Annotated in this window: 14 protein-coding genes; all 14 read left to right on the top strand. The window is 63.1% G+C overall.

Annotation, left to right across the window (positions count from 1 at the left end):
- Window positions 1-258 precede the first annotated feature (258 nt).
- The 14 genes from K6301_RS19105 (at window position 259) to K6301_RS19040 (ending at window position 14573) form a co-directional block, all read left to right on the top strand.
- Window positions 259-1227 (top strand): sugar-binding transcriptional regulator, encoded by a 969-nt coding sequence (locus K6301_RS19105; protein ID WP_247222128.1) that lies wholly within the window; start codon window positions 259-261, stop codon window positions 1225-1227.
- A 122-nt stretch (window positions 1228-1349) separates the two neighbouring features.
- Window positions 1350-2792 (top strand): extracellular solute-binding protein, encoded by a 1443-nt coding sequence (locus K6301_RS19100; protein ID WP_134646631.1) that lies wholly within the window; start codon window positions 1350-1352, stop codon window positions 2790-2792.
- A 139-nt stretch (window positions 2793-2931) separates the two neighbouring features.
- On the top strand, window positions 2932-3855 hold the full coding sequence (locus K6301_RS19095; RefSeq protein ID WP_160870417.1) for a carbohydrate ABC transporter permease: 924 nt from the start codon (window positions 2932-2934) through the stop codon (window positions 3853-3855).
- 10 nt (window positions 3856-3865) lie between these two features.
- Complete coding sequence (locus tag K6301_RS19090; RefSeq protein WP_134646635.1) at window positions 3866-4723, top strand: carbohydrate ABC transporter permease; 858 nt, start codon at window positions 3866-3868, stop codon at window positions 4721-4723.
- A 4-nt stretch (window positions 4724-4727) separates the two neighbouring features.
- The gene (locus K6301_RS19085; RefSeq protein WP_247222127.1) at window positions 4728-5846 is read left to right on the top strand and encodes an ABC transporter ATP-binding protein; all 1119 of its coding nucleotides are present in this window, start codon (window positions 4728-4730) and stop codon (window positions 5844-5846) included.
- On the top strand, window positions 5843-6967 hold the full coding sequence (locus K6301_RS19080) for an ABC transporter ATP-binding protein (protein ID WP_247222126.1): 1125 nt from the start codon (window positions 5843-5845) through the stop codon (window positions 6965-6967). Before K6301_RS19085 ends, K6301_RS19080 begins: the two co-directional genes overlap by 4 nt.
- Before the next feature lies 1 nt (window position 6968).
- Window positions 6969-8528: an FGGY-family carbohydrate kinase gene (locus K6301_RS19075; RefSeq protein ID WP_247222124.1), complete on the top strand. Its 1560-nt coding sequence runs from the start codon at window positions 6969-6971 to the stop codon at window positions 8526-8528.
- Window positions 8525-9565 carry a 2-hydroxyacid dehydrogenase gene (locus tag K6301_RS19070; protein ID WP_247222123.1) on the top strand — a complete coding sequence of 347 codons (1041 nt, stop codon included), beginning with the start codon at window positions 8525-8527 and terminating at the stop codon, window positions 9563-9565. The genes K6301_RS19075 and K6301_RS19070 overlap by 4 nt, the downstream gene beginning before the upstream one ends.
- Before the next feature lie 8 nt (window positions 9566-9573).
- Window positions 9574-10242, top strand: coding sequence for a class II aldolase/adducin family protein (locus K6301_RS19065; protein WP_247222122.1), 669 nt, complete (start codon window positions 9574-9576; stop codon window positions 10240-10242).
- A 313-nt stretch (window positions 10243-10555) separates the two neighbouring features.
- On the top strand, window positions 10556-11197 hold the full coding sequence (locus K6301_RS19060) for a GntR family transcriptional regulator (protein WP_247222121.1): 642 nt from the start codon (window positions 10556-10558) through the stop codon (window positions 11195-11197).
- Between the two features lie 4 nt (window positions 11198-11201).
- A complete protein-coding gene (locus K6301_RS19055; RefSeq protein ID WP_247222120.1) occupies window positions 11202-12062 on the top strand; it encodes an isocitrate lyase/PEP mutase family protein in 861 nt (286 codons plus the stop codon).
- Window positions 12059-12781, top strand: coding sequence for an SDR family NAD(P)-dependent oxidoreductase (locus tag K6301_RS19050; RefSeq protein ID WP_247222119.1), 723 nt, complete (start codon window positions 12059-12061; stop codon window positions 12779-12781). Before K6301_RS19055 ends, K6301_RS19050 begins: the two co-directional genes overlap by 4 nt.
- Window positions 12778-13299: a TRAP transporter small permease gene (locus tag K6301_RS19045; protein ID WP_247222118.1), complete on the top strand. Its 522-nt coding sequence runs from the start codon at window positions 12778-12780 to the stop codon at window positions 13297-13299. The genes K6301_RS19050 and K6301_RS19045 overlap by 4 nt, the downstream gene beginning before the upstream one ends.
- Window positions 13296-14573 (top strand): TRAP transporter large permease, encoded by a 1278-nt coding sequence (locus K6301_RS19040; RefSeq protein WP_247222117.1) that lies wholly within the window; start codon window positions 13296-13298, stop codon window positions 14571-14573. Before K6301_RS19045 ends, K6301_RS19040 begins: the two co-directional genes overlap by 4 nt.
- Window positions 14574-14622: the final 49 nt, after the last annotated feature.

Genomic DNA, 14622 nt, shown 5'->3' with positions numbered 1-14622 from the left:
CTGCGTGATAGGTCCGCGCTGTTCAATGCCGCGCGGAAAATACCTTGCAGTGCACACGATGTTCGCGCTGCGGCAAGTCGCTGAATCCACGAATTGTTCATGCCTATAGCAACGGCTTCTGCCCAATTATCGCGCGATTTGCTTCTCACGCTTCGCATTCGCGGAATGCAATCTGCTTGACACTGTCCACGCGCCGTGAAAATTTTCGCCTGAAAATTATTTCAAGAAAAGCAAAAATTATCAGACCAGGGTGGAGGCATGGCAGCGGGCGGTGGCGGATCCCTTCGGGATGACGAGGCGAGCATGGCGGCGCGCGCGGCGTGGCTGCACTATGCGGGCGGCCTGACGCAGTCGGAAGTCGCCAAACGGCTCGGCCTCACATCGCTGAAGGCGCACCGGCTGATCACGAAGGCCAACCAGGATGGGCTGGTCAAAGTCTATATCGATGGCGAAGTGTCGGAATGCGTGGAGCTGGAGCAGGCGCTGATCGAGCGCTATCGCCTGGACTATTGCGAAGTCGTTCCCGATTTCGATCAGGACGCGTTGCCGCTGAAGGCGCTCGGCATTGCGGGCGCGCAGTTTCTCAAGCGCGAGATCGAGCGCGGCGGCGATGTGCTGATCGGCATGGGACACGGCAGGACACTGGCTGCCTGTGTCGAATACCTGCCGCGCACCACGACGGGCGGCGTGCGCTTCGTCTCGCTGTTGGGCGGCCTTACCCGCAAGTTCTCGGCCAACCCGCATGACGTCATTCATCGGCTGGCCGAGCGCACGGGCGCGGAGGCCTATGTGATGCCGGTGCCATTCTTCGCCAACTCGGTGGAGGATCGCGATATCCTGTTCAGCCAGCGCGGCGTGCGTGATGTCTTCGATCTGGCCGCAAGCGCCGACCTCCTGATGGTCGGTGTCGGTACCGTCGAGCGCGAGGCCTCGCTGGTGGCGACCGGCATGATCGAGAAAGGGGAACTCGAGGAGATCAAGCGCGCGGGAGGCGTCGGCGAGATCCTCGGCCATTTCTTCGATGCCAAGGGCAGGACCGTCGAGACGGCGCTGTCCGACCGCACCTTCACGCTCGGGCGCGACCAACTTCGAGACCGGAGGATGGTGGCGGTCTCTGGCGGCAGGATCAAGCTGCCGGCGATGAAGGCGGTTCTGGCGAGCGGGCTGCTCAGCGGCCTCATCACCGACGAGGCGACCGCGTCCGCGCTGGTGGGACACGACAGGTGAGGGCGTTCTGAAAACAGGTCCGGGGCAGGGCGCTGGTCCGCTCCGGTGGGAGGAATACCGGTCTGGGTAGCCGGTGACATGCTTGTCCAAGCAAGAAGTACCCACAACGGAGGAGAACAAGAATGTATGATAAAGAGAAAGATCTTATCGGCGCATTCATGCGCGGACAGATGGGCCGCCGCGACCTTTTGAAGGGCATCGCGGCCGCCGGCATGACCACGGCGGCTGCCGGCACGCTCTACAACATGATGGCAACCCGGGCGCTCGCGGCCGATTTCGATTGGAAGGCGCATTCCGGCAAGTCGCTGAAGCTGCTGCTCAACAAACACCCCTATGCCGACGCGATGATCGCCAATCTCAAGGCGTTCAAGGACCTGACCGGCATCGAGGTCACCTACGACGTCTTCCCGGAAGATGTGTATTTCGACAAGGTGACGGCGGCGCTGTCTTCGGGTTCGTCGGAATACGACGCGTTCATGACCGGCGCCTACATGACCTGGACCTACGGCCCGGCGGGGTGGATCACCGATCTCAAGGAATGGATCAACGACCCAACGAAGACCAATCCGAACTACAACTGGGGCGACTTCGTCGAGGGCGTGAAGAATTCCTGCGCCTGGAATGGCCAGCCCGGCGGCGCGCTGGGATCGGAAGACGCCAAGCAGTGGTGCATTCCGTGGGCCTTCGAGCAGAACAACATCACGTATAACCGCGCGATGTTCGACAAGGCCGGCGTGCAGATTCCAAAGAACCTCGACGACATGATCGCGGTTGCCGCCAAGCTCCAGAAGGACGTGCCCGGCATTTACGGCATCGGTCTTCGTGGATCCCGTTCCTGGGCGACGATCCATCCGGGCTTCCTGTCCGGCTATGCGAACTTCAATGAGAAGGACCTCAACGTCGATGCCGACGGCAAGCTTTCGGCTGCCATGAACACGGCCGGCTCCAAGGCCTATCATGAGAAGTTCGTGCAGCTCATCCAGGAGAGCGGCCCGAAGGACTGGTCGACCTATACATGGTATCAGGTCGGCACGGATCTCGGCGCCGGCGCCTCCGCCATGATCTATGACGCCGATTGCCTCGGATACTTCATGAACGGCGGCGACAACAAGATGGCCGGCGAACTCGGCTATGCCGCCTTCGTCGCAAACCCGGAAGCCACCCAGTCCACGCCGAACATCTGGATCTGGTCGCTCGCCATGTCCAACTTCTCGAAGGACAAGGACGCCACCTGGTATTTCCTGCAATGGGCGTCGGGTCCGGAACATGCGCTCTTCGGCGCGGTGGAGATGGACTTCGTCGATCCGGTTCGCAACTCGATCTGGAAGGATGAGGCGTTCCGCGAGAAGCTGAACAAAAAGTATCCGGGCTATGTGGAAATGTTCGACGCTTCGGCCGCGGGCGCCTCGATCAAGTTCACCCCACAGCCGCTGTTCTTCGACGTGACGACGGAATGGGCCGCCACGCTGCAGCGCATGGTCGCCAAGCAGGTTCCGGTGGACGAGGGCCTCGATCAGCTGGCCGAGAGCATCAACCGGCAGCTCAAGGAAGCCGGCCTCGGCTGAGACGGCACATCGCTCGCAGGGGCCCGGCAATACGCCGGGCTCCATTACCAGAACATGAGAACCGGTCGGCGCAGGATGGACGCGGGGCTTGGCCCCGGCGAACCGTGACGCCGCGCCGGACCATCGAACGAGACCTGTCATGGCTTCCCCGGCAACACCCGAATCCAGGCGCCCCGGCTTCCGGATCAGCAAGAAGGCACTGCCCTATGTGCTCAGCCTTCCTGCATTGCTCGTCTGCATCGGTATCCTCATCCCGTTCTTCACGGCCGTCGTCTATTCGTTCCAGCGCTACCGGCTGTCGCAGCCTTGGGCGCGCCAGTTCAACTGGGGTGAGAACTATCTCAATTTCTTCAGCGATCCCGCATTCTGGAACACGCTCAAGGTCTCGTTGCTCTATGCCGGCTTCACGGTGGTGCTCGAATTGCTGCTTGGCCTCGGCATCGCGCTTCTTCTGCAGCGCCGGTCGACCGTCAACAACTTCATCTCGATCATGCTTCTCCTGCCGCTGATGATCGCGCCGGCCCTGGCCGCGCTGATGTGGAAGCTGATGACCAATCCGGGTTTCGGCGTCCTGAGCTACTTGGCGAGCCTCGTCGGCCTGCACGATTTCCGCTGGGCGTCCTCGCCATCCACGGCATTGCTGACGGTCGTGCTCGTCGACATCTGGGTCTATACGCCCTTCATCATGATCCTGCTGCTTGCCGGGCTGCGCTCGCTGCCGACCCAGCCCTTCGAGGCTGCCGCGCTCGACGGCGTGCCGCGGCTCTTCGTCTTCTTCCGCATAACCCTGCCGATGCTGACACCCTATATCCTGACGGCGACGTTGTTCCGCCTGCTCGACAGCATCCAGCAGTTCGACATCATCTATGCGATGACGCAGGGCGGGCCGGGCAATACGCTGACGGTGTTCCAGGTAGAGGCGTATCTGAACTTCTTCCAGTCGACGAATGTCGGGCGATCGGCCGCGCTGCTCATCATCCTGTGGGCCATCACCTACATCCTGTCCAACATCTTCATCAAGAACTGGCTGCGCCTGCGCGAACGCGCGCGCGGTGAGGCATGAGGGCCTGATCATGGAAACGACGTCCACACTCGAAAAGACGCTGCGCCTCCTCGCGCTCACGCTCGTCGTCATCTTCTTCATGTTCCCGATCGTCTGGATCTTCCTCATGTCGTTCCAGACGAACGAGACGATCCTGCGCATTCCCCCGCAGGTCATCTTCGAGCCGACGCTGTCGAACTATACGGCGCTGATAACCGGCAAGCTGACATCGGCCGCCGGTACGCTCGACATCGCCTTCATGAAGAACCTCGGCAACTCCGTCTTCCTGTCGGTGACCTCGGTCGCCCTGGCGCTGGTGCTCGGCGTTCCCGCTGCCTACGCTTTTGCCCGGCACAAGTTCAAAGGTTCGGAAGACATCGCCTTCACGCTCCTGTCCTTTCGCTTTGCCCCGCCGCTCCTCGTCTTGCTGCCGCTGACGCAGTATTTCCAGTGGCTCGGCCTCGCGAACACCTATATCGGCCTCATCTGGGTCTATCAGCTGATCTGCCTGCCGCTGATCCTGTGGATCGTGCGCGGCTATTTCGAGGACATCTCGGCCGATGTGGAATACGCCTATCGCATCGCCGGTCATTCCTGGTTTGCGACATTCCGCCGGATCGCGCTGCCGCTCGCCGGCCCGGGCATTGCGGCCGCAGGCCTGCTCGCCTTCATCTTCGCCTGGAACAACTTCGTCTTCGCGCTGGTGCTGGCCTCTGCCGACAAGCAGCCGGTGACGGTGGGCGCGCTCGCTTTCGTCACCTCCTCGGGCATCCAGTACGGACAGATCGCTGCCGCGATCGTGCTGTCCGTCACGCCGACGCTCGCACTCGCACTCTATGCCCAGCGCTACCTCGTCGAAGGCCTGTCGCTCGGTGCGGTGAAGGGGTGAGACCATGACCACGCTTCAACTCGAAAACATCGTCAAGCGCTACAAGAACCACACCGTGCTCGACAACCTGTCGCTCGACGTGAAGGACGGCGAGACGCTCGTGCTGTTCGGCCCGTCGGGTGCCGGCAAGACGGTCCTCCTGCGGCTCGTCGCCGGCGTCATCGACCCCGAGGAGGGCCGCATCCTCATCGGCGGCGAGGACATGACCGATGTCGATGCCGAGCATCGCGGCATTGGCATGGCCTTCCAGAATTTCGCGCTTTTCCCGCATATGGACGCCTTCGAAAACATTGCGACGCCGCTCGAGGCGAAACGCTCCTCGGCAGATGCCATCAAGGCCGGTGTGCACCGCGTGGCAAAGCTCCTCAAGATCGACCATGTGCTGACGCACCGGCCGAAGGCGCTTTCGAACGGCCAGAAGCAGCGCACGGCATTGGCCCGGGCACTTGCCGGCTCGCCCCCGCTTCTGCTGCTCGACGATCCGCTCAGGAACGTCGACGCAAAGCTGCGCTTCGAAATGCGGCTGGAGCTGCCGCGTGTTCTGGCTGCGCAGGGAGCGACGGTCGTCTATGTCACCCAGGATTACAAGGAGGCGATGGCGCTCGGCGACCGCATCGCCGTGATGTCGGACGGCCGCATCCGCCAGATCGGCACGCCGGAGGACATCTACAACGCACCGGCGGATATCGATATTGCCCGCCTCTTCGGCGATCCGACCATCAATCTGCTGGACGTTACGCCCAATGCAGAGGCGGACGGCGTGTCGGTGCTGCTTTCCGACGTGCGGATCGTGTTGCCCGGCATTCCCGCGAACACCGCCGGCAAGGCCTGCGTGATCGGACTTCGTCCTGAAGCGCTGCGTTTCGTGCCGGCAGGAACGCCGGGCGCCATTCCCGTTACCGTCGAAGCGGAAACGCCGCTCAACGAGAAGACCGTGACGCTCGCCCTGACGGTGCGCGGCCGGGAAATCCTGGTGTCGCGGCCGGCGGGAACGCCCGGACCGGCGTCCGGGGCCGCACATATCGCGGTCGATGGCGCGAATGCCTTCCTCTTCGACAAGGAGACCGGCGCACTGATCGCCCGGCACGGCAGCCATACGGGGACGCAAGGAGAAGCGGCATGAGCGGCGCGGGACTTCAGATCAAGGGCGTCGACAAGTTCTATGGGCCGGTCGATTACGGCGTGCACGCCGTGAAGACGCTTTCGATGACTATCGAAAAAGGCGAGATCGTCGCGCTGCTCGGCTCGTCCGGCTGCGGAAAAACGTCGACGTTGCGCATGATCGCCGGTTTCGAGGCGGTTTCGCGCGGTCAGATCTCGCTTGCGGGCCGCGAGGTCCATACCTTTGCGCCCGTCAAGCGCAACGTTGCGATGGCCTTCGAGGGATACTCGCTCTATCCGCCGCTGACGGTGCGCGAGAACATCGCCTTTGCGCTCAAGGCCTCCAGGCTGCCGCAGAACGTGGTCGACGAAAAGGTTGCCTATATCGCGAAACTTCTGGAGATCGAGGATATCCTCGGCCGTTACCCGAGTTCGATCTCCGGCGGCCAGCAGCAGCGTGCGTCGCTCGGCCGCGCGCTGATCCGCGATGCCGACCTGCACCTGCTCGACGAGCCGATGGGGCAGCTCGAACCCCAGCTGCGCGCCGTCCTGCGCGGCCGCATCAAGCACTACATCAAGGAAAAGGGGCTGACCGCCATCCTCGTAACGCACGACCAGACCGAGGCGAATGCGCTGGCGGACCGGATCGCCGTCATGGAAGGTGGGGTGCTCCAGCAGTTCGATACGCCGCAGATGATCAAGGACCGGCCGGCGAACCTCTTCACCGGCACCTTCGTCGGTGAGCCGCCGATGAACGTGTTCGATGCCACCGTGACGGTCAGTGCCGACACCGCGGTCTTCGGCCTCAACGAGGGTGTGCGGCTCGAATATGCGGTATCCGATTTTTCGCCGGCCGTTCTTGCCGAGCTGCGGAACCGAAAGAAGGTGTCTCTCGGTATCAGGCCCTATGCAGTGCGACGTGCGGAAGGCGGGGTGCCTGCGAAGGTATCCGTCAGCCAGTGGCTCGGCGACCAGACGCATATCGCTGCGGATTTCGCAGGCGGCACGATGGTGCTCGTCGAGCACGATCGTGTGCGCCTCGGCCTGGGCGACACGATCGCATTGAAGCTCGATCCGCACAGCCTGCACGTCTTCGACGGCGAGACCGGCGTCGCCGTCAGCCACGGCCCGGAGCTCGCCTGACATGCGCGATATCCTGATCGGCATCGATGCGGGAACGTCCGTCATCAAGTCGGTCGCCTTCGATCTGAAGGGCCGGCAGATCGCGGCGGCAGCTGTCCCCAACAGCTATGAGACCGTAGGGCGGGCGGGTGCGGTCCAGGACATGGCGCGGACCTGGGTGGACACAGCCCGCACGCTTTCCGAGCTCTCCGGGAAGATCGAGAATCTCGGCGCGCGCGTCGTGGCCATCGCCGTCACCGGACAGGGCGACGGGACCTGGCTCATCGACAAGGCCGGCGATCCCGTCGGCAAGGGGTGGCTCTGGCTCGATGCGCGGGCGGGAGACACCGTCTTGCGGTTTCGCGGCGAGGGCGGGGATGCCGAACGTTTCAGCCATACGGGCTCCGGGCTTGCCGCCTGCCAGCAGGGATCGCAGCTCCGCTGGATGCTGGACGAGGCGCCGGAAATGCTTGAAGGTGCGGCCACCGGCTTCCATTGCAAGGACTGGCTCTATTTCAAGCTGACGGGAATACGCGCGACGGATCCCTCGGAAGCCTGCTTCACCTTTGGAGACTTCCGCACGCGGGCCTATTCCGAGACCGTGATCGACGTTCTTGGCCTGCGCGGGCAAAAATACCTTCTGCCTGACATCGTCGACGGCGCGGTCACGCATCATGGCCTGTCTGAAAGCGCGGCGGCGTTGACCGGCCTCGTCGCCGGCACGCCCGTCGTGCTGGGCTACGTCGACGTGGTCTGCACCTCGCTTGGCGCCGGCCTTTACGATCCCGGAAGCGACACGGGATGCTCGATCATCGGGTCGACCGGCATGCATATGCGGCTTGCGACGAGCCCCGACGACGTGCGGCTCAATGACGACCTGACCGGCTACACGATGTGCATGCCGATCCCGGGCGTCTATGCGCAAATGCAATCGAACATGGCCGCGACGCTCAATATCGACTGGATATTGTCGGTGGCGGGCGGGTTGCTCAAAAGCATGGGGGTCGAGAAGACGAAGGCGGAACTTCTGGCGCAGATGGAGATGTGGCTCGCTGAGGCGAATGATCGTCCGCCGATCTTTCATCCCTACATATCGGAAGCCGGGGAGAGAGGGCCGTTCGTCGATGCATCGGCGCGAGCATCCTTTATCGGGCTTACCATGTCGAGCGGTTTTCCGGACATGGTGCGCGCCGTGTTCGACGGTCTGGCGCTTGCCGCGCGCGACTGCTATCTCGCCATGGGACCGTTGCCGCAACGCGTGCGGCTGACCGGCGGTGCCGCACGCAGCGCCGCGCTCCGGCGCATCCTCGGCGGTGCGCTGGGCGCCAGCATCCAGACCAGCGAGCGGGAGGAGGCGGGCGCGGCGGGTGCCGCGATGATCGCCGCAGTCTCCCTTGGCCTTTACGGATCGATGGCAGAATGCATTCAGGAATGGGTGACGCCCTGCCAGCGGCCGGCCGAACCCGCCGACGAAAAGCTCTCCCGGCATTTCGACGCCGTATTCCCCGCCTATCGCCAGTCGCGGGAGGTGCTTCGGCCCGTCTGGGAGACGATGACCAAACAACAGGACAAGGTTCAATGACGAAGAAGATAGCCATCGCGGGCGACCGTTTCATGCTTCCGCAGGTCTTTCAGGAGAAGCTCGTGGAAGCCTGCGGTGACGGCCACGACATCCGGCTGCTCGAGCTGCCCTGGCCGGACGTGCCGATGGAGCACGGTTATGAGGTCGCGGGCATGGACGGGCTCAAGGAGTATCTGGGCTCAGCCGACGAGATCGTGGACTTCATCGGCGACGCGGAAATTTTCATCACGCAGCTGGCGCCTCTTTCGCGTGCGATGTTCGAGCGCATGCCGGGCCTGAAATTCGTGGCCGTCTCCCGCGGCGGTCCTGTGAACATCGACATGAAGGCAGCGCGTGCGGCCGGTGTTACCGTGGTCAATACACCCGGCCGCAACTCCAGCGCGGTGGCCGAATTCACCATCGGCGCGATCCTCGCCGAGACGCGGCTCATCCGCAGCGGGCACGAATCGCTGCGAAAGGGGGAATGGCGCGGCGAACTCTATCGTGCAGACGTGACCGGGCGCGAACTTTCCGAGATGACCGTGGGCGTGGTTGGTTATGGCAATATCGGCATGAAGGTCGTGCGGCTGCTGCGGGCCTTCGGAACGAAGGTCCTGGTCTGCGATCCCTATGTCCAGCTTTCCGCCGACGATCGGAACGCCGGCGTCGAGCATGTCTCGCTGGACACGTTGCTGTCCCGCTCGGACGTCGTCACGCTGCATCCTCGTGTTTCGGAAGAAACACGCAACCTGATGAACGCTGACGCCTTTGCAAAAATGAAGCCCGGCGCGTTGTTCGTGAACACGGCGCGCGGGCCACTGTGCGATTATGACGCGCTCTATGATGCCCTGACGAGCGGCCGTCTGGGCAGTGCCATGCTGGAGACCTTCGCGGTCGAGCCGGTACCGGCCGATTGGCCTCTGTTGCAGTTGCCCAATGTCACGCTCACGCCGCATATTGCTGGCGCGTCGGTGCGCACCGTGACATATGCTGCCGAGATGGCGGCCGACGAGGTGCGCCGCTATATCGCCGGCCAGCCGCCGGTCAATCCCTGCTGAGGCCTCCCATGACAGAACTCTCCATTCGCCAGTCGATCATCGACCATTGCCGCGGCATGAACGCCTCCGGGCTCAACCAGGGCACGTCTGGCAATATCAGCGTGCGCTTGGGCGACCGCATGCTGATCACGCCTTCCGGCATCCCTTACGAGACGATGCAACCGGACATGATCGCGTCGCTTCCGATCGCCGGGAACGGGGATTATGACGGCCCGAAAAAGCCGTCCGTCGAATGGCCGTTCCATCTCGATATCATGAAGGCGCGGCCGGATGTCGGTGCCGTCGTGCACACGCATTCCACCTACGCGACGATCCTTGCGATGGCGGGCAAGCCCATCCCTGCCTGCCACTACATGATCGCGGCGTTCGGCGGCCCTGATGTCAGGATTGCCGACTACGCCCGTTACGGCACGAAGGCGCTTTCGGACAGTGTGCTTCGGGCCATGGAAGGGCGTTCGGCCTGCCTGATGGCGAACCACGGCATGATCGCCACCGGCGCAACGCTGGAAAAGGCCATGTGGGCGGCGGTCGAACTCGAAACGCTGTCGAAGCAGTACTACCACACGCTTCTTATCGGCGGCCCGATGATCCTGCCCGACGAAGAGATCGTCGGCGTGCTCCAGGGCTTCGCGACCTACGGTCTTCAGGACGGAAAGACAGGCGGCAAGGCTGCCTGACGCGTCCAGATAGCTGGAACGCTTGTTGGCCCGGTGCTGATGCGCAGCTCCGGGTCTTTTTGTGGCAACACATTGCCGTCGATCCCTGGATCGTGGCCGCTTAAGCCTGATTCTTCCTGTCATGCCTCCAAGATGTCGCGTTCAAGCTCGTCGCGGCTCTCGAACCGTATCGTCGTCGCGCAAATGAATTTTGCCTGTTTACGTGCGCGCATTTTCTGTTGTATGTAACACATAACATGAACCGGACAGGAGGAGGTCGCGGTTGGTAGGCACTCGCCAATTCCGTATCAAGCAGCCGCAGTCCATCGCGCAGATGGTGGTGGAACGGCTGCGGGAGGCCATCATCGACGGGCATTTCGGGCTTGGCGAGAATATCTCGGAGGACAAGCTTGCCGAGACGTTCGGGGTCAGCCGGACGCCAATCCGCGATGCTCTGTTGCAGCTTCAACAGTCTGGACTCGTCATCGTGCGCCCGAAGCGTGGAACCTTCGTGTTCTCGCCGACGCTTGCCGATGTGGAAATCCTCTGTGAATACCGGCTGATGCTTGAGATGCAGGCGTTGCGACTGTCCATGACGCGCAACCATGGTGACCTCACGGACGCGATCCAATCCGCTGTCACGGCGATGACCGCCGCGCTCGAAGCCAGCGACCAGTTCGCCTATGCCCGCGCCGACGCCGCGTTTCACCGGGCCTTTTTCGATCTCTGTGGGAATCGGCTGATCAGGGATGCCTACACGGTCGCCGAAGGCCAGCTCGGCGCCATCCGAAGCTCTCTCAGCGTGGCGTATGGCCAGCCCGGCGATCAAAGCTACGCGGAACACAAGCAGATAGCGGAACTGATTGCCGCCAAGGATATCGACGCTCTCGCCGCCGTCATGGATGAACATGTCTGGCGAACACTGCGTGTCGCTCGCGATGCGCTGCCCGAGGATGCGGGTAGCAGGAGACCCTGAAATCATGAATGAAGCACAAAACCTGCGCCGTCTTCTCGACGGCGGGCGGATCATTGCTGCGCCCGGCGCACCCGACAGCCTGAGCGCCCGGCTCGTGCAGCGCGCCGGCTTCGAAACGGTCTACATGACCGGTTTCGGCGCAACGGCGACGCGGCTGGGCACGCCCGATATCGGTCTTCTGACGCAGACCGAAATGACGGAGCACGCCCGAAACATGACGCGCGCGGTCTCCATTCCGGTCATCGCCGATGCCGATACCGGCTATGGCGGTCCGTCGAACATTCATCGCACGGTGCGCGAATACATCCAGGCAGGCGTTGCCGCGATCCATCTGGAAGACCAGGTCGCGCCGAAGCGGTGCGGGCAGATGGCCGGCGTGAAACTCATGGGCCGTGAGGAATCGGCGCTGAGGCTGAAGGCGGCGATAGCGGCGCGCGCCACCGACGATCTCGTCATCATCGGCCGGACGGACGCGCTGCAGGCGGAAGGCATCGAGGAGGCTCTCTACCGGGCGAAGCTTTATCAGGACGCGGGCGTGGATCTCGTCTTCGTCGACGGCGTCAAGAAGATTGCCGATGTCGAGGCCGTTGCCAGGGCAATCGAAGGACCGAAGGTCGTTTCCATCGTCGATGGCAACGAAACCACCGCGCTGAAGCTGGCTGACCTGCAGGAGATGGGGTTCAGCGTCGTCTTCTACGCGCTCACCGCACTGCTCAGCGCCACGCGTGCCATTCACGATGCCCTGACGGAGTTGCGCGCCACCGGTGCTCCGGAAGGTGGCCCGGCCAAGCACAGCTACGCCGAGTTCTGCGAGATCGTCGACCTCGGCTTCCATCAGCAGCTGGATGAAAGTTACGGACGATGACCGCCGTCGTCCTCATCACAGGCGGTGCGGCCGGGATCGGCCGTGCCATTGCTGACGCCGTCGTCGCCGGCGGCGCGCGCGCGATCCTCTGGGATGTCGACGTGCAGCGCCTTGAGACCGCTCGCAACGAACTCGGCGAGAAAGTCCGCGTGGAACGGGTGGACGTTTCGGATGCCGCGGCCGTTCAGGAAGCGATGGGTGGGATCGGTGACGATTGGGCTCCGACCCACCTCGTCAACAATGCCGGCATCATCGGTCGGCGCATGTCCCTCGTCGATATCGACCCGGCAGAGGTGGATCGGGTTTTCGGCATCAATGTACGCAGCGCCTTTGTCGTTACGCAAGCCTTCCTACGCGCCCGGGCTGACCATCCCGCTGCCGCGATCGTCAACCTGTCGTCCATTGCGGCGGGAAATGGTGGGGCGGCCGGCAACGCGGTCTACGCCGCGAGCAAAGGCGCCCTCCAGTCGCTGACCTTCGCGATGGCCCGCGAGCTCGCGCCGGCCATTCGCGTCAATGCGCTCGCGCCTGGGATCATCGACACCGACATCCAGAAGGATGTCTTCGCTGACCGCGCCGAGATGGATGCGCGTGCTGCGACCATACCGCTTCATCGCCTCGGCGAGGCTGCGGACGTTGCGGAAGCCGCCGCATGGCTGCTCTTCCGCGCTGCATACACCACGGGAGAGGTGGTTACCGTTTCGGGAGGAAGGAAATGATCGACCGTTCGATCAATGTGTTTTTCAAGCTGCTCGAGGTTCTTCTCGTGCTGCTGCTCGCCGGCATGACAGTCATGGTGTTCGCCAATGTCGTGCTGCGTTACGTCTTCAGTTCAGGTCTGGATGTCTCCGAGGAGCTTTCGCGCTTCTTTTTCGTCTGGCTGATCTTTATCGGTGGCGTCGTTGCCATGCGCAATCACGCGCATATGGGCTTCGATCTGCTTGTCAGCGCGTCCGGCCCGGCTGTGCGGCGGGTGCTTCTGTTCATCGCGAACGGGTTGATCGTCTTCGTCTGCTGGCTGCTCCTTGACGGATCGTGGCAGCAATCCGGCGTCACCGCCACCGACCGCTCGCCCGTCACCGGGCTTTCGATGATTTTCGTGTTCGGCATCGTCATTCCCTCGGCCATCGGTATCGGCATCATCGCCATCCACCGCATGATCGGCGCGGTGCGCGGCACCTACGATCCCTACGCCGTCCCGCAGACGACCGAAGAACTGGTGGAGCGCGCGCTATGACTCTTGCGATCTTCATTGCCACGCTCGGCGGCGCGCTCGCCGTCGGTGTCCCCGTCGCATTTGCGCTTATCCTGTGTGCGTTGACGATGGGCCTCTATCTCGATCTCTTCGACACGCAGATCATCGCGCAGCGCATGGTCGTGGGTGCCAACAATTTCCCGCTGCTGGCCATTCCGTTCTTTCTGCTGGCGGGCGAGCTGATGAATGCCGGCGGCATGTCGAAGCGTATCATCGCCTTCGCGAGCTCGTTCCTCGGCCACCGCCGCGGCGGCCTCGGTTTCGTGGCGATCCTCGCCGCCGTCATCATGGCAAGCCTGTCCGGCTCGGCAGCCGCCGATACGGCCGCGCTCATCGCCATGCTCCTGCCGATGATGCGTGCGGCCGGCTACGAACAGGGCCGGTCCGTCGGCCTCATGGCTGCCGGCGGCACGATCGCGCCGATCATGCCGCCGTCTATCGCCTATATCATCTTCGGCGTGGCGACCAACGTATCGATCACCCAGCTCTTCCTGGCCGGTATCGTGCCCGGCCTGATGATGGGCGTCGGCCTTGCCATCGCCTGGGCGATCGTCTCGCGCACCGACAATGTCGAGGTCATGCCGCGGCAGGGCTGGGATGTTCGCCTGAAGACGTTGGGCGCAGCCGGCTGGTCGCTCGGCATGCCTGTGATCATCCTGGGTGGCATCCGTTTCGGGATCGTCACCCCGACGGAAGCTGCCGTGGTTGCCGCCGTCTACGCGATCTTCGTCGGCATCTTCGTCCATCGGGAACTGACCGTGTCGGCGATGTATGAGGCGCTTCGCAACGCGGCCGTAACGACAGCCGTGGTCATGATGCTGGCGGCAGCCGCGCTCACGACGGCTTGGTTCATCGCCATTGCCGATCTGTCTGGTGTCGTGATGGATCTCGTCGAGCCGCTCGCCGACAATCCGAAGCTGCTGCTGGCGGTGATCATGCTGATCATCCTTGTCATCGGCATGGCGCTCGACATGGGGCCGACCATCCTGATCCTGGCACCGGTGCTTCTGCCCGTCGTGACCGCAGCGGGGATCGATCCCGTCTACTTCGGCGTGTTGTTCGTCATCAACTGCGCGATCGGCCTGATCACGCCGCCGGTGGGCATCGTGATGAGCGTGGCGAGCGGTGTCGCGCGCATTCCGCTGCACCACGTGATCAAGGGCTCGCTGCCCTTCATCCTGACGCAGATCATCGTGCTGTTCCTGCTGGTCATGTTCCCGCAGCTCGTTCTCGTCCCGCTGGATTTCCTGCGGTGAGGCTTTTCGGCGTGGCGAAATCCTTCGCCACGCCACACTTTGGAGGAAA

Source organism: Shinella oryzae (assembly GCF_023038235.1).
Taxonomy (GTDB): Bacteria; Pseudomonadota; Alphaproteobacteria; order Rhizobiales; family Rhizobiaceae; genus Shinella; species Shinella sumterensis.
Note: the sequence above shows the minus strand (reverse complement) of the source record. Positions and strands in the feature narration are given on the sequence as shown.

Coding starts and splice junctions, on each gene's coding strand:
- K6301_RS19105 (WP_247222128.1), top strand. CDS start 259: ATGGCAGCGGGCGGTGGCGGATCCCTTCGGGATGACGAGGCGAGCATG.
- K6301_RS19095 (WP_160870417.1), top strand. CDS start 2,932: ATGGCTTCCCCGGCAACACCCGAATCCAGGCGCCCCGGCTTCCGGATC.
- K6301_RS19045 (WP_247222118.1), top strand. CDS start 12,778: ATGATCGACCGTTCGATCAATGTGTTTTTCAAGCTGCTCGAGGTTCTT.
- K6301_RS19085 (WP_247222127.1), top strand. CDS start 4,728: ATGACCACGCTTCAACTCGAAAACATCGTCAAGCGCTACAAGAACCAC.
- K6301_RS19080 (WP_247222126.1), top strand. CDS start 5,843: ATGAGCGGCGCGGGACTTCAGATCAAGGGCGTCGACAAGTTCTATGGG.
- K6301_RS19060 (WP_247222121.1), top strand. CDS start 10,556: ATGGTGGTGGAACGGCTGCGGGAGGCCATCATCGACGGGCATTTCGGG.
- K6301_RS19090 (WP_134646635.1), top strand. CDS start 3,866: ATGGAAACGACGTCCACACTCGAAAAGACGCTGCGCCTCCTCGCGCTC.
- K6301_RS19100 (WP_134646631.1), top strand. CDS start 1,350: ATGTATGATAAAGAGAAAGATCTTATCGGCGCATTCATGCGCGGACAG.
- K6301_RS19070 (WP_247222123.1), top strand. CDS start 8,525: ATGACGAAGAAGATAGCCATCGCGGGCGACCGTTTCATGCTTCCGCAG.
- K6301_RS19065 (WP_247222122.1), top strand. CDS start 9,574: ATGACAGAACTCTCCATTCGCCAGTCGATCATCGACCATTGCCGCGGC.
- K6301_RS19040 (WP_247222117.1), top strand. CDS start 13,296: ATGACTCTTGCGATCTTCATTGCCACGCTCGGCGGCGCGCTCGCCGTC.
- K6301_RS19055 (WP_247222120.1), top strand. CDS start 11,202: ATGAATGAAGCACAAAACCTGCGCCGTCTTCTCGACGGCGGGCGGATC.
- K6301_RS19050 (WP_247222119.1), top strand. CDS start 12,059: ATGACCGCCGTCGTCCTCATCACAGGCGGTGCGGCCGGGATCGGCCGT.
- K6301_RS19075 (WP_247222124.1), top strand. CDS start 6,969: ATGCGCGATATCCTGATCGGCATCGATGCGGGAACGTCCGTCATCAAG.